The sequence below is a fragment of the Streptomyces olivochromogenes genome (genome assembly GCF_021538895.1).
In the GTDB taxonomy this organism is placed as follows: Bacteria; Actinomycetota; Actinomycetes; order Streptomycetales; family Streptomycetaceae; genus Streptomyces; species Streptomyces olivochromogenes_A.
Map to the genome: position 1 here is coordinate 19,536 of NZ_JADDRL010000076.1, position 21,863 is coordinate 41,398.

Below are 21,863 nucleotides of genomic sequence, written 5' to 3' on the forward strand. Positions count from 1 at the left end.
CAGCAATGACCGCTGCACCTTCCGATCCGGGAATCGTCCTGGCAACATCCGTGCGGCTTCTGGCCGTCGAGCCGGGCGTCATCCGACTGCGCTGGGGGATATGGAACTTCTCCGAGGTGAACGTCGACCTACGCCAGGAGTCAACGGACGTCCGCTCCGCCATGACCTCGTTCTTCGAGACCCTGGCCGCGGGCGAACCCGCTGACGGATCCTTCGACTGGGCCGATGGCCTCACCCCGGTCGAACGAGCGAACCTGCGCCTGGCGGTGACCGAGCTGCGGCAGGCGGGCTTCCTCGCTCACGACCGTCCCTCCGAGCACGGTACCGAGATGGCACGGGCGTTGCTCGGGAACCTGGACCTCTACGGGACAGCCGAGTCCTCCCGGGCCACGGTCGGTTTCGTCGCCGACTCGTCCAGCGCCGCCACCTATGTGTCCCGTCATACCGAGGCCCTCGGCGCACCGGTCGATCTGATGCCTACCGAGTTCATGGCGGAGCTGGCCGACGCCGATCTCACCTCGGGAATGGGCGGACTGAGCGCCGCCGACACACTCAAACGGCTCGGCACGTACGTCGAACACTGCGACTCACTGATCGTGTGCATCAGCCAGGCCTCCCTCCTGACACTGCGCAATCTCAACCGCCTCGCCTGCCACCTGGAGAAGCCGGTGGTGGTGGGCCTGCTCGACGGCCCGTTCGCCACGGTGGTCGGCGCCGACAGCCCGCGGACCGGCTGCCTGGAGTGCTTCGAGCAGCGTTCGCTCGCCCGACTCGAAGACCACATCGGCTACCACGCTTTCGTCGGCTCCGCCGTACCGACAGCGCGCAGCGGGCCGAACGGCATCGAGTGGCTCCTCTGCGCCCACCTGGTCAACGAGGCCGTCCTGTTGCGCTCGCTGGGCACCTCGCGCTTCCTCGGCCGTGCGCTGAGCATCTACCTGCCGACCTACGAGATGCAGGCCCAGGACGTATTGCGGATCGGCACCTGCCCGGCCTGCGGACACGTCTCACGGGACATCGTGGAGGAAATCAACTTCAGCAGCAGGGTCGTCGTCGACCGCCAAGTCCGTAACGCCCTCGGGGGACCCCGATGAGCCCCATCCCGACCCACGGCTACCCGGGGATGGCCACCGCGCTCGCCCGGTACGAGCGGATCGGCGGCAATCAGGGCGGGATCCTGCCCGGCATGCTGGTGTCGCCCGCCGCGGTCGCCGGTGAGCCGCACCTGCGCTCGGCGACCGCGGCGATGCCCCAGTACCACCGGCTGGCGCTGCGCGACCCTCACATGCAGATGCAGTACCACCTGGCCGGATACGGGTCGACGCACGAGGAGGCGGTGACCCGGCTCACCGGCGAGTCCGTCGAGCGGTACGCCGCGATGATGGCGATGCCCGTCTTCCAGCACCGCATCGAGTACGCCTCGTACCGTTCGCTCTCCTCACGTCACCACTGCCTGCCGATGGAGCTGCTCGGGATCTTCGACGCCGCGCAGCAGCAGCGCATCGCCGGCATGATCCACCGATACTCGCCCGAGTTGCCGAGGGAGGACGACGTCATCGCGTGGATCGCCTGCCCGTCGCTCACCCGACCGGGCGAGGAGGTCTACCTGCCGGCGCAACTGTTCTTCCTGGGCTTCCGCAGCAACGCCGAGTACGGCGACAAGCTGTTCACCCCCTCCTTCTCGACCGGCACGGCAGCGCACGTCTCGCTCGACAAGGCACTGCTCAGTGCGCTCGTCGAGGCCGTACAGATCGACGCGTTCATCCTCAACTGGTACACGGACGCGAAGGCGCCCGTCATCGAACCGGACGCCGACGGGCGCGAACTGCTCGCGGCCGCCGGCCTGCACCCGGACGGGCCGTACGAGGTCCGAGCGACGTACTTGACCAGGCCCGAGCTGTCGCTGCCCAACGTGGGCGTCACCCTGGTACGACGCGACCGGGAGCTGCCGTACATCGCCTTCGGGCTACAGGCGGATCCGGACCCGCGCCAGGCCCTGCTGCGCGGGGCTGCCGAGGCCACGGCCATCCTCGCCATCGGCATGTACAGCACCATCTTCGACCTCCCCAATGTGCACTACGCACAGACCGGCTCCACCTACACGGATCTCGACACCAACGTGTTGTACTTCGCCGGCCCGAACGACGCCGAACAGAAACTCGCCGCGGTCGAAAGCCGCACCTCCGGGCTCATGGACCTCAGCACGGTGGGCGCCTACGCCTCTGACGACGAGTCGGCGATCCGCCGGCTGCTCGGCGAGCTCTCCGCGGTCAGTGACTGGGCGGGCTATCTGGACATCACCCCGCCGGCGTTGGCGGACACCCCGTGGAAGGTGGTCCGGGTACTCGTCCCGGAGCTGCTCAGCATGTGTCTGCCCGGGTTCCCGGCGAGCGCCCATCCCCGGATGCGCAGCTACGGGGGTGTGACGCATGTGGTCCCACACCCGCTCCCTTGAGGGTTTGATGCTGGTGGCGACCGTGGCTCCCGCCGAACTGGTCCGCATCGCGGGCTCGTTCGGCAGCTCCACGGGACGGGACCGGAGCCGAGCACGGACGACCGCGACAGTCGGCGTGCCGGCGGCTTACCTCGTCGTCACCGGCCTGGCCCTCGCCGTCGTGGCGTCCGGTCACCTCGCGCCCGATCGCCTGATCGTGCGATTCACGGGACTTGCCTGGCTCGTGATCGCAATCGGGACCGGAGTCGGTCTGGTCGCGGCCGAGTTCGCGCTCGGAGCCGTACCGAAACTGCTGCGCGGAACGCGGATTGTGCGCCTGTCCGTCCAAGCACCCGCCGGGCCTGGCTATCTGACCTCGATTCTGATCACGGCGGTGGCCGAGGAACTGCTCTACCGCGGACTGTGGATCGGCACCTTGGAACAACGGCTGCATCTGCCGGCGTGGTCGGCGATCTGCTGCGCGGCGGTCGGCTATGCACTCGGGCACCTCTACTTCGGCGGACTCGCAGTACTCCAGAAGACGCTGTCCGGAGTGGTGTTCGGGCTTCTGCTCGTGGCCTCGGGCAGCCTGCTGGCGCCGGTACTCGCACACCTCGGACAGAATCTGGCGGTCCACGCCCTGGCGGAACGTCAGGGGAGGCGCCGGTGAACGTGCCGGAATACGCGTGCCTGTGCATCGTGACGATCGCCGGGTGGCTGGCGTTGTACCGTCTGCCGTTCGGGGATCCGGCGCGTCGGCGACGGGTGGGGCTGTGGCTGGCGGACAGGACGGCGCTTCGTCCGGAAGTGGCATTCGCGCTGTTCGGAACGGTGCTGTATCTCCTGCTCGGTGCTTCGGCCCTGGCGCTGCTCGGGGCGTTCGCCGGGCTGTCGGCCGGGCAGATCGTCGGTCGGCCGTCGGTCGGCGCGATTCCCGCCCTGCTGCTCGCGGTGTGCGGAACGTCGAGCCTGAACATCCTGTGCATCTCACTGCTGTACCGGGCCGACCCGCGGGCGGACGTGCCCGGGGAGATCACGCGGGTGCAGTGGATCGCCTCGATCCTCTACCTCCCCCGGCACTTTCGCTGGGTGATCCCCGCCGCGGCCGCGATGGTCGAGGAGTTGGTGTTCCGGGGCGCCGTACTGCTGGGGCTCGGAGCGGCCGGCAGCGGCTTCGTGTTCGCGGCGGCCTTCAGCACTGTGCTGTTCGCCATCGGCCAGGTCGTCCTGGTCTCCACCCGGGTCCAGGCCTACGTTCTCGGCACGTCCAGCCTCGCCCTCGGCACGGTCGGCAGCCTGCTGGTCGCCGCCACCGGGAGTGTCCTGCCGGCGCTGGCCCTGCACATGTCCTTCGCCGGCTTCTACACCAACCTGAGCGCCAGCTCCAGTGCGCGCCCGTCGACCGCTCCCAGGAGGCTGAGCCTGTGACACCGAAACAGTCCGGCGCGTTCGCGCGCCGGCAAACGCCGACAGCCGGGGACGGCCCAGTCGTACGGGTCGAACGGCTGAGCGTCGCCTACGGTTCGCTCGTCGCCGTTCGTGACGTCTCCTTCGAGGTGGGCCCCGGGGAAATCTTCGGGCTGGTCGGACCGAACGGGGCTGGCAAGACCTCGATCACCGAATCGGTCGGCGGCCTGCGCAGCCCCGTGCGCTCAGGTTCGATCTCCGTCTGCGGTTTGGATCCGCATCGCGATCGACGGGCCGTCAGCCGTCTGATCGGCATGCAGTTGCAGGAGTCGCAGTTCCCCAGCCGCACCCGGGTCGGCGAACTGTGCGACCTCTATGAAGCGATCTACTCCGAACCGGGCGCCTCCGCACGGCTGTTGGAGACCTTCGGCCTCGCCGACCGACGACGCAGCCTGATCACGGAGCTTTCCGGGGGCATGCGCCAGCGCCTCGCACTGGCCCTGGCGCAGATCGGCGATGTCCGGCTGGTGATCCTCGACGAGCTGACGACGGGTCTCGATCCGGAGCATCGCCGGGGTACCTGGCACGCCGTGCTCGATCTCGCGGAACGTGGCGTCGCGGTGCTGCTCACCTCGCACTCGATGGACGAGGTGGCGGCGTTGTGCGGACGGGTCGGGGTGCTGCGCGACGGTGAACTGATCGCGCTGGACACCCCGGCGAGGCTCACTGCGGCACACGGCGGACCCACGATCATCTCGGTCGGCTTCGACGCTGCTGCTGGCATCGGGCAGTTGCCCGAAGCACTCGGGCTGACCCGGCTGTCCTCAGGGACGAACGGGCAGGTCGACTACGCGGCACGCTTCCCGACCGACTACGACCGTGTCGTCCAGCAGGTGGTGACAGCCGGTCTGCCGGCCTCCGCGGTGACCCGCCGTCTGCCGACTTTGGAAGACGCCTACCTCGGACTGGTCGGCATCGGAACAGACCGAACCGCGCCCGAGAACCACGCATTCGAGAAGGGCGGCGACTGACCCATGGGACTGCTCTGGCAGGTCGTCAGGTTCGAGGCACGGCGCATGATGCGCAACTTCGCGCCGGTGTTCTTCGCGCTCGCCTTTCCGGTGCTGATGCTGTGCATGTTCGGCGGCATCTACGGCAACAAACCCTCCAGCCAGCTCGACGGCCGGGGAACAGTCGACCTGTCGGTGCCCGCCTACCTGGTCCTGGTCGTCTCGGTCACCGGGCTGATGAGTTTCCCGCTCGGCCTGGCCGAATACCGTGACCGCAAAGTGCTCAAGCGGTTCCGCGCCACTCCGCTCGGCGCCCCGGCCATGCTGATAGCCCAAGGGCTGGTGAACATCGCGCTCAGTTTGCTGGGAGCCGTACTGCTGATCGTGGCTGGACGTCTCTTCTTCGGTCTGCACCTGCCGAACTCGACGGGTGCGGCGGTGGCCGCCGCCGGTGCGCTGGTCCTCGCGACGCTCGTGATGTACGCACTGGGCGGGGTCATCGCGGCGGTCGCGCCGTCGGAGCGCGCGGCGACCGCCGTGGCGAACCTGGTCTACTTCCCGATGATTTTCCTTTCCGGAGCGACCATCCCGCTGCAGATCTTCCCCTCCACGATGAAGAAGATCAGCGACGGCGTGCCGGCCACCTACGCCGTGAAGCTCCTGCAGCACGCCTGGCTGGACAGCCCCACGAACGTCGCCCTGGATGTGGGCGTTCTGGCAGGCCTGCTGATACTGGCCGCGACCGCCGCCGCACGGCTGTTCCGCTGGGAGTAGCTCCCTTGTCCGCCGACATTGTGGCCGCCGGCAATGTGCCCGCCACCGCCTTCCTGACCGCCCTCGCCCGGGCCCGAGCGACGGACGATCCGGACAACCTCCTCCGCGATCCGATCGCGGCCCGGTTCGCCGAGCTCTGCCCAACAGCGATCCGCGGGGTCACCCGGCACACAGCGGGGGCCGCGGTCGTGGTGGCACGCACAGTGCTCATCGACCGGATGCTGGCCGAACTGTTCGCCCGCGAGAGCGTGGACACCTGCGTCAACCTCGGTGCGGGCTTCGACGCCCGGCCCTTCCGAATGGCATGGCCTGCCCACTGCCAGGTCATAGAGGTGGACTCCGCTCCGGTACTCGACCTCAAGGACGAGCTTCTGCCCGCGGCCACCGCCGGAGTTCCCGTCGAACGGCTCCGCTGCGACCTGCGTGACACCGACCGGCTCACCGCCCTGCTGCTGCCCCGCACCGCAGGGCGGCTCTGCGTGATCCTCGCGGAAGGCCTGCTGACCTACTTGCCGCAAGCCTCCGTCGGTGCGCTCGCCTCCGCTGTGGCCGGCGTGGGTATGGCTGCAGACTGGATCTGCGACGTGCTCTCACCGGACTCCGCTCGCAGTCTCACGCGCGCCTCGCAGGCCGCCGGGGCTCCGCTGGAGATGCACGGCCACACCCAGCTGACCCTCTTCGAAGCAGCCGGCTGGCGCTGTGAGCAGCTCGAACTGCTCCCCTCCGCACGCCTGACGAAAGCGGCGGCCGGCTCCCGCGCTGCCGCCTCAAGCCAACTGCTGCCCGACAGCGTGCTGCGGCTGCGCCGACGGTGACTGTCCGGTCCGGACAGTATGTACGGACCGGCCGAGGCCGGTGATGGTGTCGAACGGAGGGGACAGCGCTGACGCACGGGGGAACGGACAGCGCTGTCCCACAGCCGTACTCGGAAAGCGGCCGCCCAATAGCACGGCCGGGGGGCTCAACCACATTGCGACTGAAGGAAGGTAACTAGGAATCCCGCGCAGCGTCAGCAAGCGGACCGGCCTGTCACTAGATTCCGTGCGGCCCATCCATGCTCTGTCCCCCAAGAGGGTTGCCGTGCGCAGCGAGCCAATCGCGGTAGACAGGGCTTCGGAGTGCAGCCTCGGCATAGGCCGACTTCAGATCGGCACAGATACTTTCAATTTCCGTTCCGACACGGCAGTAGACCAGCAACTTAACGGCGATCGGGTCATCTTGCAGTGGCCGGATGACCATGTCGTCACAGGGTGTCGAGACAGGCCTGCACGGGGCGACTGCGACTCCGATCATGACCAGAGTGCTGGCAGCATGATAGTCACCCTGCACCAAGGGTGGGCTTATTCCGGCCGAGAGCAGCACGCGCTGAAGGCCTGCGAGCTCCCCGTCGACGGTGGGGTCGACCATCCACTGGTCACCGGCGAGGGCTCTGATATCGACAACGGCGCCCACTGCTGCTGGGTGATCGACCGACATCGAGATGAACTGCGGCTCTCGATCCAGGAGAGTCCAAGCCTCCAGGCCGTTAGGTACGCGCAGCGGAAACCCTTCGACTTCGTGTACGAACGCAAGGTCGATCTGGCCGCGAGCCAAGTCCTGCAACAGCGAATGAGCCGAGACGTTCACGTGCAGCGATATGGGAACATCAGGAAAGCGTCTCTGCAATCTTCGCAACCAACCCGGCAGTGCACGATTGGCAGTCGCACCGATCCGAAGACCCGAGCCCGAAGTCCGATTTGCGGCAGTCCTGATGTCGGTGATGAGTGTGCTCATCTGCGCCACCAACGGGCGAGCTCTGCTCAGCACGGCCTGACCCGCCGGTGTGAGTCGACATCCGTTCTGCTCGCGAGAGAAAAGCTTGGCCCCTAAAGCGTCCTCAATACGCCGCAATTGGGTGGTCAGCGCCGGCTGACTCATGCCCAAGTCCCGTGCCGCTTTGCGTATGCTCCCTGTCTCAGCGATGGAGCACAGCACTTCTAGATGCCGTATTTCGAGTTTCATGCTGTGTACGGTAGTCACGAGAGCGCAGTCGAGCTTCCGCCCGACTTGCAGAAGTGCACCGCCCTGCGCTACCTGATCCCCCTTTCATAGGTAAGGGGGCCACCCTCTGCATTGACGCCGGCCCGCGTCGTGTGCAGTTCGCGGCCCCTTCGCCGGCGTACTCCTCGTACCCCAACTACGCTGGTCAGCAATGCCTGTTGGATCATTAGGGGAGCGGTCACCTCCCGTACGCCATCGCCTCAGGTCCGAGTGCATCGAGGGCGCCTTCGGCGGAAGGCACACCCGATTTAGGGTTCCGGCTCCGCTTGGTCCTCCGAACCGCGGTCCAATGGCCTCCCGCTGATACGGGTCGCGTGTATCGGCGTGGCCAAGTCACGAAGTCGCCAAACTGAGCGGTGGTGAGTGATTATGCCATGAAGCGAGCTCGAAGTAGCATGTTCATGCAGGAATCATCGGGTGCGCTCGGACCGGATTCCCCGGCCGGCACGGGCGTCTCGGACGCACGAGCGGCACGCTTCTCCGCCGTCGGCGTCTCCACGTCCACCGGCACAGCACAGATGCCTGGCCCCCTCCCTCACGGAGGAGCCCAGGCATCTGTCAGGCTCGACGTCCTGTTCGCGCGGTGACTACTTCACAGGCGAGGCGGACACTGCGGACGTCGCGGGCAAGGTGACGCCGGCAGCCGTGACACTGAACGCGCCGGACTGCGAGCCCGCCTTGATCCGCAGGACACCCGAGCGACCACTCGCGTCGTGGAACCACCCGGACGATGCGCCGGCGAAGGCGCTGCGCGTCGACAGCGGCATCAGAGCTGTGCCGTTCACGGTGACGCTGCTCGGCGCCTTGGCCACATGCAGGCCGAGATCGTATGCGCGTGACGACGGCTTGCCCGTGAAACTGCCGCTGGGCGAGCCCACGGTGACACGCACATCGCCAGTGCCCGATGTGGGGGCGGTGACATTCACCTTCTGCTCGGCGAACGCACCGTGCTGGTACGCACGGGTGATGCCGTCGTCCTCGTAGAGGGTGAACGAGGAGTTGCCGTGGGGGTGAATGTCGTAGGTGAGTGTCGACACCGGTTTCTCACAGATGTAGTTCATCTGCGGCCACACGGGGACGATGGCGCCGCCCTTGACGAACAGGGGCAGGGTGTCGAGCGGTGCGCTGTAGTTGTTGATCCAGCCCGGTCCGGAATAGTTCTTGTCCGTCCAGTAGTCGGTCCAGGTGCCGGCCGGCAGGTAGATGTTGTTACGGACCGTGGTGTCGGAGACGACCGGGGCGACCAGGAAGGAGTCGCCCGCCATGAACTGGCCGCTGGTCTGATTGCCGCGGGCGACCGGGTCATTGGGATACTCCAGGACCATGGACCGGGTGCTGGGTACGCCCGTCTCGCTGGCGTTGCGGCTCATCGAGTAGAGGTACGGCATCAACTGCATCTTGAGCTTGAGGTACTTGCGGTTGATGGACAGGTACGGCTCGGAGAACCGCCATGGCTGCTTGTCCTGGTAGCCGGCCGTCGGGTCGGTGGGGCCCCAGCCGGACATGGTCATGAACGTGGCTTCCCCCGAAGATTCCGTCCACGTCGCCGGACGCGTAGTTCAAGCCGGACAGTCCGGCACCCGTGATGGCGGGCACGTGCCAGCGCATGTCGTCCCAGGTCCCGTTGGTGTCGCCGGTCCACACGATGGCATTGCGTTGAGTGCCGGCCCATCCGTCGACCGTCCATACGAAGCGCCGGCCGTCGGAGTTGTTCTCGATGCCGGCCACGGCCTGCTTGACCCCGTCGAAGGCGTACTTGTAACCACGCCCCACCCACGCGACATCGGTCTTGACTCCGCGCGATCCCGCGACCCCCACCTCGTAACCGATGTTCCCCAGTCCGGTGGAGGTCCACAGTCCGGTCTGGAAGCCTTGTCCTTGAGCTGTGACACGGTGCTGGGAAGGTTGGTGTAACTGCAGCCGTAGCCGTCGTTGGGCAGGAACCACCCCGAAGGCATGTCGGCGTTACGGGCGTCGTCGGCGTATCCGGCCACGTCCGGGGTCACCTGGTGTCGTTGCCGGTTGTGATTGCCCTGGTAGGCGGGGTTGGAGGCGTTCCAGCAGTCGGCGTTGCCCAGTTGGAATCCCCACATCGGCGCGAGGAAGGGTTTGCCACTGACATCGGTGTACGCACTCAGCACGCCCTTGGGCGAGCCTGCGACGAAGTACCAGGCGTCGAAGCGGTTCTCGTTGTGGGTGAAGGCGCCCGGCGAGGTGAAGCGGTACGAGCCCGGTGCCCAGGTGTTGCGCATGACGCCGTAGCCGTTGGTGGACATGCAGAAGGGTGCGGGGCTGGCGTTGTTGTTCTCCCGCCACCGGTTGTCGATGGCGACCGGGACGGTCTTGCCTCGGAGCGCCCACTCCCCCAGGCGCAGACCCGTACCGTAGAACTGCTCATCAGGGCCCTGACCCAGGTACTGCGTCGTCTGGCCGCCGGTCCACGACGTGGGCTGTGTCTCCTGCCAGACCAGCGTGGTGTTGTCGGTCCGGTACACCGAGAACATGAGGGGGGACTTGTTCACCCGGATGGTGACCGCCGGCGTGGTGATCTCGTAGTAGGCACCGGCGTCCAAAGAACTACCTGAGCGTCCCCAGCTGCTCGACCATGCCCCGCGCGAACGCCCTCTTCGGGGGACCGACGAGCACCGACGCGGGAGGGCTCTTCGGCAGGAGCACGGCCAACTACGAGTATGGCGGTGACTGCCTCGGGCGCTCGAACTACAAGGCTCAGCAGGTCGGCAACGGAACGCAGGTGTCCCGCGGGTTCGTGAGTGGGATCAGGTCGAGTAAGTAGGCGGGCGGACATCTGGACGGTCCTGATCGAAGCAGCGCCGGAACCGCACGTCGACGACACGTAACGGGTCTCCTCCTGAGAGATCCCCCTCCCGAAGTCAGCCACGAACCCATACGCGTCTTCCCCAGCCTCCCCGGTCCGATGGCCGGGGAGGCCCACCTGCTGCCCGATGAACTCCGTGAACCACGTTCGGGCCTTCGGGAACGCCAGCCCCTCGCGGCGGGACGCCATCCGCGACTGAAGGGCGCCGCCGTTGACCAACCGCGCCCTCGGTTGGCAGCTGCGCTGATACCCAACGACGCTGCTGACTCGTCCGTGCCAGAGCGACCGTTCGCGACGACAGCGACACCGTGCACGACTGGTGATTCGGCTTCACGCTCTTGGACCGAACAATCAACAGAACCGTCCACACACGTGCTCAGCCGGGATCGTAACCGCGGGCCCTTACATGGCCGTGGATGAGATGAGTCAAGGCCCGAGCGGCCGCGGATTGGTAGGTGTCCGCTCTGGTCAGCAGGGTGACCGTGCGGGTCGGCAGTGGCGGGTCGAGGGGGATGGAGACGAGACGGGGGTGGTCATAGGCGGTGGCCTGGGGAAGGACGGTGGCCAGGGGTGTGCGCTGGACGATCTCGGCAAGGGCCTGGACGGAGTTGGCCTCCACGGTGATGCGTGGGTGGACACGATGCCGGGAGAAGTACGCATCGACGTGGCGGCGCGTGGCGAAGTCGCCGTTGAGCAGGGCAAGTTGTTGCCCGCCGAGGGCCTGGACCGGTACGGGATCCTTGTCGGCGGTGGCGGCATGCCGGGCTGCGGCGACGAGAGTGAGGGCCTCGGCGAACAGTGGGGTGGCGTTGATGCCGGACAGGTGACTGCCGCTGAAGGCGATACCGAGGTCGAGATCGTCGACGAGCAGATCGGCCTCGATACGGTCCTGCGGCGCTTCCACGACGGTCAAGGTGATGCCGGGGTGGCGAGCGTGGAGTTCGGCGGCGACCGGCCCGACGAGATACGCGGTGAACGTAGGGGTGACCGCGAGGCGGACATGGCCGCGGGAAAGGTCCTGAACGTCGTGGACGGCCCGTTCTGCGGCGGCCAGCTCCCGCAGTACCCGGCGGGCATGGTCGACGTAGACCTGGCCGGCGTCGGTGGGCCGTACGGCGCGCCCGGTGCGGTCGAGCAGAAGCACGCCCACGGTCCGCTCAAGCTGCCGAATCTGCTGGGAGAGGGTGGGCTGGGAGACATGCAGTTCTTCGGCGGCACGAGTGAAATTGCCCTGCTCGGCCACGGCGAGCAGGTAGCGCAGGTGACGCAGTTCCAGTGCCATAACCCCACTATAGACAGGACCAATAGGAGATATGGACAGCAAGTCTTGGACTCTATATCTCCAGTTCATGCAGGGTGGATTTCACAAGCCGCCGCAAGGCGACGACCGTCACGAAAGGAATGACCACCCCGTGCCACGCCTCGTCGAGGGCCACGCCCGTTTCCTGCGGAACATCTTCCCGGCCAAGACGGAACTCTTCGCCCACCTGGCCACCCACCACACCCCGCACACTCTTTTCATCGGCTGTTCCGACGCCCGCGTCGTCCCCGAGCTGATCACCGACTGCGAGCCGGGGCAGCTGTTCGTCATCCGCACCGCCGGCAACCTCGTCCCCGCCTACACCCCCGGTGCCGACTCGGTCACGGCGAGCATCGAGTACGCCGTCGCGGTCCTGGGCGTGACTGACATCGTGGTCTGCGGCCACTCCGCATGCGGCGCGATGACCGCCCTGGCCGAAGGCCACGCCCTGACCACCGCTCCGGCCATCGCCGCTTGGCTCCGCCACGCCGATGCCTCGGTGGCCCGGACCAAGGCTGCCGGTGAGGTGGACGCGCTGGTGCGCGAGAACGTCCGCGCCCAGCTCGCGAACCTGGTTACCCACCCTTCAGTCGCGCGAGCCATGGTGGAGAAGACAGTGACCATCCGCGGCTGGGTCTTCGACATCCGCACCGGACGCGTCCATGAACTCAACCCCGCCAACTCCTCCGCCGCACCCGCGGCCTGAACCGAGCCACGGAAGGTCCCGACCGCAGCACGCGCCCGGGACGACCACCCATCGCGCCGCTACCGCATGTGCGGATCGGCGCCCCGCAAGATAAGGAGCCACTCTCATGACGCACGCCCAGTTCGACCCCACCGCCCGACAGGCCCTGGCCGTCAAGGCAGTGGAAGCCAAGATTCGCGAGGACCTCACCTGGCAGCAGATCGCCGATGCCTCAGGATTGTCAGTCGCCTTCACGACTGCCGCTCTGCTCGGCCAGCATCCCCTGCCGGAGGAGTCCGCCAGGGCCGTTGCCGACCTGCTGGGCCTGGACGAGGAAGCCGTGATACTGCTGCAGACCATCCCGACCCGCGGTTCGATACCCGGCGGCATCCCGACCGACCCCCTGATCTACCGCTTCTACGAGGTGCTCCAGGTCTACGGCACCACCCTCAAGGCGCTGGTCCACGAACAGTTCGGCGACGGCATCATTTCCGCGATCAACTTCAAGCTGGACGTGAAGAAAGTCGCCGATCCCGAGGGAGGCGAGCGCGCGGTGATCACCCTGGACGGCAAGTACCTGCCGACCAAGCCGTTCTGACACAGCGGTATCGCATCTGGCGGGGCGGACCGGATCCCATCCTTTCCGGCCCGCCTTTCCGCCTGCTTCCCGGTGCACCCGACAAACGCTGAACACTCACGCACGGCACGACACTCTGCGGTGCACAGTGCCTGTTCGTGCCTTCGCGCTTGCCCCTTCGGACATCGAAGGCTCGCACCATGCACGAGCCACAATTCGAACGTGGGGGCCTCGCCTACCCCAGGCCTCAGGCAGGGATGTCGGCCCCCGCACGAGAGGCCTGCAGCAAGGTGCGCGCCGCGTCTTTGGCCTGGCGAGCCGACTCGGGGGAACCATGGATGGCTGCCGTGGTCATCGCACCCTCGGCGAGAAGAACGAGGTGGTCGGTGAGCCAGTTGGGCGCTTCCGCAGCAGCCACCAGGTCGGCGACGAACTGCCGGAACGCCTGCTTGTGAGCCTTCGCGATGTCGGCCACGGCGGGCGATGTCGCCCCCATCTCCCCAAAGGAGTTGATAAAACCGCAGCCGCGGAAGTCCGGCTCGCTGAACCAGGCGTACAGCCAGTCGAACACTGCCAGGATGCGCTGTGTCGGCGAGTCGGCAGTCTCCACGTACTGGGCCAGATCACTCAACCAACGCGCGTCCCGCCGTCGCAGGTAGGCCTCGATCAGAGAGTCCTTGGAGGGGAAGAGCTGGTAGAGGCGCTTGAGCGGGACGGCGGAGGCGGACCGTATCGCGTCCATCCCCACAGCCCGGATGCCCTGGCCGTAGAACAGCTCCTCGGCTGCGTCAAGAGCTCGCTGCTCGGCCTCTTCGCGTTCCACTTCAGTCACATCCCTCCGGGGGAACTATCGTTCTCCTACGATACCGCGTGCGCGGCCGGAACGGACGCGCTCTCGCCGGCACCGCCTGGCATCCCCGTGCCGCCTGGCATCGCGACGTCGGTGGAGGCGAGAGGGAAACCGGCGCGGGCCCGCCATCCGTCTCGTCCCCTGCGTGTCTCGGACCACTCCGCCAGACACTCGACGATGTCCAGGCCGCGACCGTGCTCCTCACAGCTACCGAAGCGCCGAGAACGGACAGGGGCAGAACCGGCTCCACAGTCGGCGACCTCTATGCGCACGCTCCGCTCCTCCAGCGTGAGGCCAACGGTCATGTCGGCGCGCCCGTGCCGGGCCGCGTTGGCCGCAAGCTCACCGATGATCAACAGGATGGAGTCCCGGTCGCCCTCGGAGACGCCCCAGTGCATCAGCAGAGCCGTCGCGAAGCGGCGGGCCACGCAGACCCAGCGGTCCTCGGCCGGGAGGGCGATCATGCCGTGCCGGGCGATCCGCGGGTGACGGAAGAGTGGCACAGTGGCTTGCGAGAGGATCATGGGAGTTCCCCGCGGAACTACAGGCCCCTGAGCGGGACCGGCTCACGTCGTGCGACTGCTTTACGGTGCCCCTGGATGATGACGCCAGGGCCCCAGCCGGGGCCCGGAGAATCATCGTTCTCTCAGCTGTTGAACGGCGATTCTCCACGCCACACCACCGAGTAGTCGACCTGCAGCGCCGATCGACCTCGGCGACGAGACCTACAGACCCAGGTCACTCAAGCCCGGGTGGCCATCGGGGCGACGCCCCAGGGGCCAGTGGAACAAGCGCTCCGACTCCTTGATGGGCAGTTCGTTGATGCAGGCGTAACGGTGATGCATCAGCCCGTCGTCACCGAATTCCCAGTTCTCATTGCCGTACGCGCGAAACCAGTTGCCCGAGTCGTCGTGGTACTCGTAGGCGAACCGCACCGCGATGCGACTGCCGTCGAAGGCCCACAGCTCCTTGATGAGGCGGTAGTCGAGCTCCCGATTCCACTTCCGGGTGAGGAAGGAGACGATCTCGTCGTAGCCGGTGGCGAACTCCGCCCGGTTTCGCCACCGAGAGTCCACGGTGTAGGCGAGGGCGACCTTTTCCGGGTCTCGGGAGTTCCAGCCGTCCTCCGCCAGCCGGACCTTCTCCACCGCGGACTCACGAGTGAACGGGGGGAACGGACGGCGCGGTTCGTGTGTCATGTCATTTCCTTCGGTCAGGCTCACGTTCACACCATGAGCAACTGCCACATCCGCGGCGGCGCCCCAGCCTAACGACGAAGCCACCACCTCGTAAGAACGTACGTTCTCCGCTTCCAGCACACTAGCGAGAACGATGGTTCTCCGCAAGGGACGGAGTGGTCGGAAGTCGTCGGCGCTACCACCATGGGCTGCGGGTTCAGTGCGCGCAGTGAATGAGGCCGGCTGCCCTCTTGGCCGCCAGGATCCGCCGTACGCTCGCCTCGACGTGCGCCCGGAGCGCCGGCTGATCGCGTTCCGCGTTGAGCACCGCCGATGTCATCGCGGGGATGTGGTCGGCATTCACGGTGAGCACGAGATCCCCACCCGCGCGGAGGAAGGCCAGAGCGCGCTGGGTCGGAGGCATGGACTGCACCGCGGCCGCGTTCCCCAGGTCGTCCGAGATGACGACTCCGTCGAATCCGAGGTCCTTGCGCAGCGCACCTTCGATGACGACGGGCGAGAAGACCGCCTGGTGCGCGGGATCGATACGGGTGTACGTCGCCAGGGAGACCATGACAAACCGAGCGCCGGACGCGATGCCCTCTCGAAAGACGGTGAGGTCTCGGGAATCGCGGCCCACCACGGTATCCGTGACCTGAGGAGTCGTGTCGGTGTTGCCGCGGACACTGCCCAGGCCGGGGAAGTGCTTGAGGGTGGTCAGCACGCCCGCCTGCTGGAATCCCTGGATGAACGCGGCGCTGTGCCCGGAAACGGCTTCGGCGGTGTACCCGAACTGCCGGTCATAGCGACCGATGGGGCCATTGGCCCGCCCCATGTCCGAGGAGACGACGTCGGCGACCGGGGCCAGGTCGAGGTTGATGCCTGCCCCGTGCAGTTCGGCCGCCCAAGCTGCCGCCTGCCGGCGCAGTCGTCGCTCGCTCCAGCTGCCCTGGTCCAGAGCACTCGGAATGTCGGTGAAGCCTGGCCCGCGCAGCGGCTGCACCTGGCCGCCTTCCTGGTCGGTCGAGATCAGAGGGGCGATGCGATTGTCTCCGACGGTCTGGGCGAGCAGGCCCACACGCTCTGTCACGGCCTTGATCGCCGACACGCCGGCGCCATTCGGTCCCATGAGGATCACCGAGCCGACGTGGTGGTTGCCCAGGGCGTCCAGGCTCTGTGCCGTGGTCCCTTCGCTGCCGGGCCTGACCCGCACTCCTGCCACGAACAACTGGCCCACCTTCTGGGCGGGCGACATCCGCGAGCGGATCCGGTCGAGGCAGGTCGCCGTCGATCGCCTGGGGGCTGCCGAGGGAGGCCTGGTCCCCTGTTCGGCCTGCGTGTTGCCCTGTTGCGACTCCGCCCCGGTCATGTTCGGAGCGGAGTCGACTGCCGAGTCAGTCCCGCCACCGCAGCCGGAGAGGAACGCTGCGCAGGCAGCTGCCAGAACGACGAACCGAGAAGCTGTGGACCGTGTCCTCCGGCCGTCTCGGCGAATGGGATCCGTTGCCCGTGCCATGGTGTCACCCCTCCAGTGGTTGAACCCGGGGAGTCAACCCGGGTTCCGCTTTCTCCGGGTGAGTGGCACGGGAGGCAGGAAGAGTTCGCGGGGCCTTGCGTGACATGAGCCACAAGGGCAAGGCAGGCGACTCTCCGGGATGCTTGTCACATCCCTCGGCACCTTCATCCCCTTGGCAACTGGTCGACTGGTGTGGAAAGTTGACCGTCACCAGCCCATCCCGCTGGTCGTGAAGGTAGGACACCTTTCCTCCTCTTCCCCGGCAGGATCAAGGGTGAGCGTGAGCCTCCAGGTGGCTCGGCGGCATAGGTCAACGGCTACTCATTTCCCGGCCCGGCCATGGGCACACGGGCAATGCGCTACCTTAGGAGAACGTTGGTTCTCCCCGAAGGGTTCCGGCCATGAAACATGGAACAGATCTCGGCATCCTCCGCACTTTCCTGTGCGTCTACCGATCCGGGGGCGTTGCCAAAGCCGCAGTCCTGCTCGGCCTGTCACAGCCCGCCGTCTCGCGTCACCTGAAGACGCTGGAAGGCATCATGGGGCGGCCTCTCTTCGACCGGCTGGGGAGAGGGGTCGCCCCGACGCAGGCAGGAGTTCTCCTCGCCAATCAGATCGCCGCTCACCTCGATGCCCTGGAAGGCGCGATGGACGCGCTGCCTCCACCCAGCGCCACTGCCCCTGTACTGCTGGGCGCGCCAAGCGATCTGCTCTCGGTCCATGTACTGCCCAAGCTGACCCCGCTGCTGGCACGCGGTGTCGACGTGCACTGCCGCATCGGCCTGTCTCCCGAGCTCGCCCAGACTCTCCTGCACGACGAGTTGGATCTCGTCGTGGTGACGAAGATCGAGCAGGCCCCCACCAAGCAGCTCCACCTGCGGCACCTGCGCGAGGAGGAGTTCGTACTGGTCGGCCGGGCCGGAGAAGCCCCGTACGTGCCGGAGACCGACACGCGTCGCTTCATCGGCTACTCCCCCACCATGCCGATGGCCCGGCGCTATTTCCGCACGTGCTGGGGCATACAGCCGCCGGCACCGGCTCTGACGGTCGCCGATCTTCGCACCGTGGTGGCTGCCGTCGCAGCGGGGACCGGTCTGAGCGTCGTACCCCGCTATCTCGCGCAGGAGGCGCTGGACGACGGCAGGCTGAGTCTGCTGCACACGCCGGTCGCCCCCGTCAGCAACTCGATATACCTGGCCACGCGACGGGGACGCGAGCATCTGCCGCAGATCAAGGCCGCGTTCGAGTTGCTCTGCCCGGCGATCTGACCGAACGGATGCGGAGTCGGTCGACGCGAGGCGACATGCGGGCAGGCTGAAATCCCCGCCCCATTTGGCGGGGAGCACGTCAAGTTCTCCGACTGTTCGAGGCGGCGCGGGCAACGCGCCTCGACCGCACCGGCCGCGCCGCCCGGCAGGTGCGGACGGCGCGGCCTTTGGTCGGTCGTACAGCGGTGCCAGACAGGGCTAGGAATCGGCGGCGGCCAGTGCCGAAGCGGCGGGCGCGATGCCGGTCGTCCTGCCGCGGCCCGCCAGCGGCACCAGGGATCGACCAGGTCATCCTGCGCCCACCGGCGTAGCGTGCGGGTACACGAACACGGGTGGGGCGAACGGGGGGTCCGGGGCCTCACTGCACACGTGGTGTCCCTGAGAAGCCAGCACACCGGCCACTGCCGCAGTCAGAACCCCGACGCTGTACGCCAGTCCGACGCCCTCGTCGCCGTATGCCCCATACAGGCTCTCGTCGGGCACGTTCCACGTCAGAACCAGGCAGTCCTCGGTCACGCTCAGGTCGACGCCGTCCGGCCCACACGTTCGTTGCGCTTCGTCGGCCAAGTGCACAGGGATGCCGACACGGTTCAGATCCGACCATACCCGTGAGGCCAAATCGGCGAGTGAATGGCCGGCGATTGACTCAAACGCCGCTGTGATCACGAAAGCACACTAGCGTCGCCGCCACGTGACATGTGCTCTGCAGCGCGGCCCAAGCCCCTTGCATTTTCTGATGGTTGAAGATCGCTGACGTCGTGGCTCACCCCGTGCCCCATGGGCTTGGCTGGCAGTCAATCGCGCAGCTTGCGCCACAGCGCCCTGCGTTCGAGCCATATGTACGAGCGAGCGGCCATGTCGCCGTCCTGCCGACAGGCGGTCGTAAGTTCACTGCACAGGAGAAACACATGTCCAGCTTGCGGAGCCGGATCACCGGCGGGCAGCAGGCTCCAGCCAACCCCGACGGCCCTGCGGCCGCCCACCACACCGCCGTGCGTGCGGTGAGCACCGCTCACCAGGCCTTCGAGTCCTGGTCGACCCGGCCTCCCGCGGAACGCAGCGCGATCCTGCTGCAGGCAGCCCAGTTGCTGATCATGCGCACCGGCCAGGTCGTCGACACGATGGCCGCGGAGCTCCGAGCCGCGGGGCAGTGGTCCATGTTCAACGCGAGGACGGCTGCTCAGATCCTGATCGACGCATCGGCCGCGGTCGCACAGCCGAATGGCCAGGTCTTACCCACGCCCACCTTCGGGGCGGTCTCCCTGCAGATCCGTGTGCCTCTGGGAGTGATCGCGGCCATCACGCCCCCGTATGCTCCGCTCGTCCTGGGAGCTCGCGCCATAGCTCTGCCACTGGCTATGGGCAACGCCGTCGTTCTCAAGCCCGGTCAGGAGACGCCCCTGTCCGGCGGCGTGCTGCTCCGCGAAGTACTCACCGAGGCAGGCCTTCCCGAAGGTGTGCTCGGTGTCGTCGCCCCTGACCGCGACGACGACACCGACGTGATCTCCGCGCTCGTCACCGACCCACGGGTGCGTGCCGTGCACTTCACCGGCTCAACTTCCGCGGGCCGCAAGGTCGCTGTGGAGGCGGCCCGGCACCTCAAGCCGTCCGTCCTCGAACTCGGCGGAAAGAACTCCCTGCTCGTCCCGGGCGACGCCAACCTCGACTACGCGGTGGACGCCGCGCTCGTCAGCTCGTTCCTGAACGCCGGACATGGCTGCTGGAGCACCGAGCGCATCATCATCGACCGCACTGTGGCCGATGACTTCCTGTCCCGATTCGCCGACAAGGTCACGGCCCTCCCCCTCGGCGGGCCCACCTGGCCGGCCGAGGCCACCGGCACCATGGCCGACTCCCGCACCGCACAGCGCGTCGCGGCGTTGATCGCCGACGCCCTCGGCAAGGGCGCCACCGCAGTGACCGGCACAGGCACGGTCCAGGCGGACGGTATCTCCATGGCGCCGGTCGTACTCACCGATGTCACTCCGCACATGGACATCTGGACCCAGGAAGTCTCCGGCCCCGTCGTCGCGGTCCATACGGTCGACAACGCGCAGGAAGCCGTCGCTCTCGCCGCCACGCCACCGCACGGGTTGACCGCGGGCATCATCACCGATGACTGGGCGGTCGGCCTGAGCATCGCACAAAGGCTCGCGGCAAGCGCCGTTCATGTGAACAACCGCGGCGTCCCCGCCGAGCTCGCCGCCCCTTTCGGAAGCATCACCGACTCCGGACTCGGCCGCTTCGCGGACCGGGCAATCGACTGCTTCACCGAGACACGATGGGTCACCGCGGGCGTCGAAGGCCGACCCGAATTCCCCCTGTGACCTGTGTCCCCGCATGTCCCTCTGCGAGGCGCGCTCCACTGCGGGACAACGTTGCCATTGAAAGGATTTCCCGTGCGAACAGTCATCGTGGGGGCCGGGTCCGCCGGCCTCATCTGTGCCTGGAGGCTCAGCGCAGACCCGAGTCATGAGGTCGTTCTCGTGGACGCGGGCATCGACCCCGGCCCTGACGTACCGCCGGAGTTGCGGACGGACATCCTCCTGCCGCCCGAGTACTACTGGCAGTACACCGACCAGGACACAGGGAACTTCCTGCCCCGGGGCAAGGTCTTCGGCGGTTGCTCAGCGGTCAACGCGGCAGCCGCGGTCCGCGGTCACCCGTGGTGCTTCGACGCCTGGGGGTCCGAGCAGTGGTCCTTCGACGCCTGTCTGCCGGCCTTTCGCGCGCTGGAGGCCGACCAGCAGTTCGGGCAGGAGGAGTACCACGGCTCCGACGGTCCCATACCGATCACCCGGTACGAACAGAGCGCGTTCGACCTCGCGTTCCAGGAGGTCTACCGGCGCAGCGGCTATCACCCGGTGGCCGACCACAACGCTCCCGGAGCCCTGGGGTTCGGCCCCTTCCCCACCAACCGCGTCGACGGCGTGCGGATGAGCACCCTGGTCACCGTGCTGCCCGAGGTCAGTACCCGGCCCAATGTGGAACTGCGCGCGAGCAGCGAGGTCCTGCGGGTTCTGATCAGCGACGGCGCGGCCCATGGAGTGGTCCTGCGCGACACTCATGGTGAGCACACCGTCGAGGCCGACCAGGTCATCCTGTCCGCGGGAACGTTCGGGACCCCGGAAATCTTGTTCCACTCCGGTGTCGGTCCGGCCGACGACCTGCGCAAGGCGGGCCTGCCCGTAGTCGCCCACGCACCACAGCTGGGCACGAACCTGGCCGACCACCCCTTGTTCCAGATGAACGTCAAGGTCACCGACCCCTCCGAACCGCCCATGCCGGGCGGACAAGGCACGTTGCTCACGTACGAGTTGCCGGGCGAACGCCATCCGCAGGGCCAGATATTCGCCTATCACGCTCCCTTCTTCGACCCCACCGCCGAGCCCGACACCGCCGCGGTGGCAGCCTCGCTGCAAACACCCGAAAGCCGGGGTCACCTCACGCTGGGGCGCCACAGGGCCCGGGTTCACATGAACTTCCTGTCGACGCCTCTCGACCGTGCACGGGCGGCCGACGTCGTCGCCACGGCCGGCGACATCATCGACGACCTGGCCGCCCAGGGACGGGTCGAGCTCCCCGACACGCCGTGGTGGCGCAGCGAGGACCTCGAACACGTCTGTCGCGCACACGTCCTGCCCTACCACCACGCGGTGGGCACCTGCCGGATGGGGCGCGACAGTGACAGCGTCGTGGACGAACACCTGCGGGTGAGGGGTGTTGACCAGCTGATGGTGGCCGACGCCTCCATCATGCCGACCATTCCACGCGCCCACACCAACCTCGCCACGATGATGATCGGCTACCGGGCAGCCGACTTCGCGGGCCAGGAGTAGGCCCACCGTATGGGTTAGTCCCATGCCAAGGGGTGCCCCAGGACAGCACACGCTCTTGGGGCATTCCTGTACGGCGGACCGGCTCGGGCGACCGGACCTAGAGGCAATGACGTTTGCTTGGGTGTATCCGCCGTGCCGGGCTTGGATTA

19 protein-coding genes and 2 pseudogenes are annotated in these 21,863 nt (G+C 67.3%); 12 read left to right on the plus strand and 9 right to left on the minus strand.

From position 1 onward, the window contains the following. Nucleotides 1-5 precede the first annotated feature (5 nt). Genes IPZ69_RS31320 through IPZ69_RS31350 form a run of 7 tightly spaced genes read left to right on the plus strand, consistent with a single transcriptional unit; the run spans nucleotide 6 to nucleotide 6,440 of the window. Nucleotides 6-1,094 (plus strand): hypothetical protein, encoded by a 1,089-nt coding sequence (locus tag IPZ69_RS31320; protein WP_235458028.1) that lies wholly within the window; start codon nucleotides 6-8, stop codon nucleotides 1,092-1,094. Beyond that, a complete protein-coding gene (locus tag IPZ69_RS31325; protein WP_235458029.1) occupies nucleotides 1,091-2,455 on the plus strand; it encodes a YcaO-like family protein in 1,365 nt (454 codons plus the stop codon). Before IPZ69_RS31320 ends, IPZ69_RS31325 begins: the two co-directional genes overlap by 4 nt. Further along, nucleotides 2,430-3,104 (plus strand): CPBP family intramembrane glutamic endopeptidase, encoded by a 675-nt coding sequence (locus IPZ69_RS31330; RefSeq protein ID WP_235458030.1) that lies wholly within the window; start codon nucleotides 2,430-2,432, stop codon nucleotides 3,102-3,104. Before IPZ69_RS31325 ends, IPZ69_RS31330 begins: the two co-directional genes overlap by 26 nt. Next, nucleotides 3,101-3,862 (plus strand): CPBP family glutamic-type intramembrane protease, encoded by a 762-nt coding sequence (locus IPZ69_RS31335; protein WP_235458031.1) that lies wholly within the window; start codon nucleotides 3,101-3,103, stop codon nucleotides 3,860-3,862. The genes IPZ69_RS31330 and IPZ69_RS31335 overlap by 4 nt, the downstream gene beginning before the upstream one ends. Next, nucleotides 3,859-4,872, plus strand: coding sequence for an ABC transporter ATP-binding protein (locus tag IPZ69_RS31340; RefSeq protein WP_308407564.1), 1,014 nt, complete (start codon nucleotides 3,859-3,861; stop codon nucleotides 4,870-4,872). The genes IPZ69_RS31335 and IPZ69_RS31340 overlap by 4 nt, the downstream gene beginning before the upstream one ends. Before the next feature lie 3 nt (nucleotides 4,873-4,875). Continuing rightward, a complete protein-coding gene (locus IPZ69_RS31345; protein ID WP_268835262.1) occupies nucleotides 4,876-5,625 on the plus strand; it encodes an ABC transporter permease in 750 nt (249 codons plus the stop codon). Nucleotides 5,626-5,630: 5 nt separating this feature from the next. Beyond that, nucleotides 5,631-6,440: a class I SAM-dependent methyltransferase gene (locus IPZ69_RS31350; RefSeq protein WP_235458034.1), complete on the plus strand. Its 810-nt coding sequence runs from the start codon at nucleotides 5,631-5,633 to the stop codon at nucleotides 6,438-6,440. A 217-nt stretch (nucleotides 6,441-6,657) separates the two neighbouring features. On the opposite strand, the gene IPZ69_RS31355 is transcribed toward IPZ69_RS31350, so the two are convergent. From IPZ69_RS31355 to cynR, 5 genes and pseudogenes are all read right to left on the minus strand, one after another. Beyond that, nucleotides 6,658-7,626, minus strand: coding sequence for a LysR family transcriptional regulator (locus IPZ69_RS31355; RefSeq protein ID WP_235458035.1), 969 nt, complete (start codon nucleotides 7,624-7,626; stop codon nucleotides 6,658-6,660). Between the two features lie 626 nt (nucleotides 7,627-8,252). Then, on the minus strand, nucleotides 8,253-9,176 hold the full coding sequence (locus tag IPZ69_RS47100) for a glycoside hydrolase family 31 protein (RefSeq protein ID WP_268835263.1): 924 nt from the start codon (nucleotides 9,174-9,176) through the stop codon (nucleotides 8,253-8,255). Between the two features lie 82 nt (nucleotides 9,177-9,258). Further along, nucleotides 9,259-9,612 (minus strand): annotated as a pseudogene (locus IPZ69_RS47105) (TIM-barrel domain-containing protein); the annotation flags it as partial. 290 nt (nucleotides 9,613-9,902) lie between these two features. After that, a pseudogene (locus IPZ69_RS47945) lies at nucleotides 9,903-10,238 on the minus strand (glycosyl hydrolase family 31); the annotation flags it as partial. A gap of 639 nt (nucleotides 10,239-10,877) precedes the next feature. Further along, the gene (gene cynR / locus IPZ69_RS31370; RefSeq protein ID WP_235458036.1) at nucleotides 10,878-11,783 is read right to left on the minus strand and encodes a transcriptional regulator CynR; all 906 of its coding nucleotides are present in this window, start codon (nucleotides 11,781-11,783) and stop codon (nucleotides 10,878-10,880) included. A 130-nt stretch (nucleotides 11,784-11,913) separates the two neighbouring features. Here cynR and IPZ69_RS31375 point away from each other — a divergent pair, with 130 nt between their 5' ends. Both IPZ69_RS31375 and cynS read left to right on the plus strand, forming a co-directional pair. Further along, nucleotides 11,914-12,507 carry a carbonic anhydrase gene (locus IPZ69_RS31375; protein ID WP_235458037.1) on the plus strand — a complete coding sequence of 198 codons (594 nt, stop codon included), beginning with the start codon at nucleotides 11,914-11,916 and terminating at the stop codon, nucleotides 12,505-12,507. Between the two features lie 106 nt (nucleotides 12,508-12,613). Next, nucleotides 12,614-13,084, plus strand: coding sequence for a cyanase (cynS, locus tag IPZ69_RS31380; protein WP_235458038.1), 471 nt, complete (start codon nucleotides 12,614-12,616; stop codon nucleotides 13,082-13,084). 226 nt (nucleotides 13,085-13,310) lie between these two features. On the opposite strand, the gene IPZ69_RS31385 is transcribed toward cynS, so the two are convergent. The 4 genes from IPZ69_RS31385 to IPZ69_RS31400 form a co-directional block, all read right to left on the minus strand. Beyond that, on the minus strand, nucleotides 13,311-13,886 hold the full coding sequence (locus IPZ69_RS31385) for a TetR/AcrR family transcriptional regulator (protein ID WP_235458039.1): 576 nt from the start codon (nucleotides 13,884-13,886) through the stop codon (nucleotides 13,311-13,313). A gap of 35 nt (nucleotides 13,887-13,921) precedes the next feature. Continuing rightward, on the minus strand, nucleotides 13,922-14,437 hold the full coding sequence (locus IPZ69_RS31390; protein WP_235458040.1) for an ATP-binding protein: 516 nt from the start codon (nucleotides 14,435-14,437) through the stop codon (nucleotides 13,922-13,924). Between the two features lie 201 nt (nucleotides 14,438-14,638). Next, the gene (locus tag IPZ69_RS31395) at nucleotides 14,639-15,112 is read right to left on the minus strand and encodes a nuclear transport factor 2 family protein (RefSeq protein WP_235458041.1); all 474 of its coding nucleotides are present in this window, start codon (nucleotides 15,110-15,112) and stop codon (nucleotides 14,639-14,641) included. A 196-nt stretch (nucleotides 15,113-15,308) separates the two neighbouring features. Further along, entirely contained in the window at nucleotides 15,309-16,460 is a 1,152-nt protein-coding gene (locus tag IPZ69_RS31400; RefSeq protein ID WP_235458042.1) for a glycoside hydrolase family 3 N-terminal domain-containing protein, read from the minus strand. 548 nt (nucleotides 16,461-17,008) lie between these two features. Between IPZ69_RS31400 and IPZ69_RS31405 the strand changes: the two genes are divergently transcribed. From IPZ69_RS31405 to IPZ69_RS31415, 3 genes are all read left to right on the plus strand, one after another. Then, the gene (locus IPZ69_RS31405) at nucleotides 17,009-17,875 is read left to right on the plus strand and encodes a LysR family transcriptional regulator (protein ID WP_235458043.1); all 867 of its coding nucleotides are present in this window, start codon (nucleotides 17,009-17,011) and stop codon (nucleotides 17,873-17,875) included. Nucleotides 17,876-18,783: 908 nt separating this feature from the next. Next, on the plus strand, nucleotides 18,784-20,202 hold the full coding sequence (locus tag IPZ69_RS31410; RefSeq protein WP_235458044.1) for an aldehyde dehydrogenase family protein: 1,419 nt from the start codon (nucleotides 18,784-18,786) through the stop codon (nucleotides 20,200-20,202). A 72-nt stretch (nucleotides 20,203-20,274) separates the two neighbouring features. Continuing rightward, nucleotides 20,275-21,714 (plus strand): GMC family oxidoreductase, encoded by a 1,440-nt coding sequence (locus tag IPZ69_RS31415; protein WP_235458045.1) that lies wholly within the window; start codon nucleotides 20,275-20,277, stop codon nucleotides 21,712-21,714. The last annotated feature ends 149 nt before the right edge of the window (nucleotides 21,715-21,863 follow it).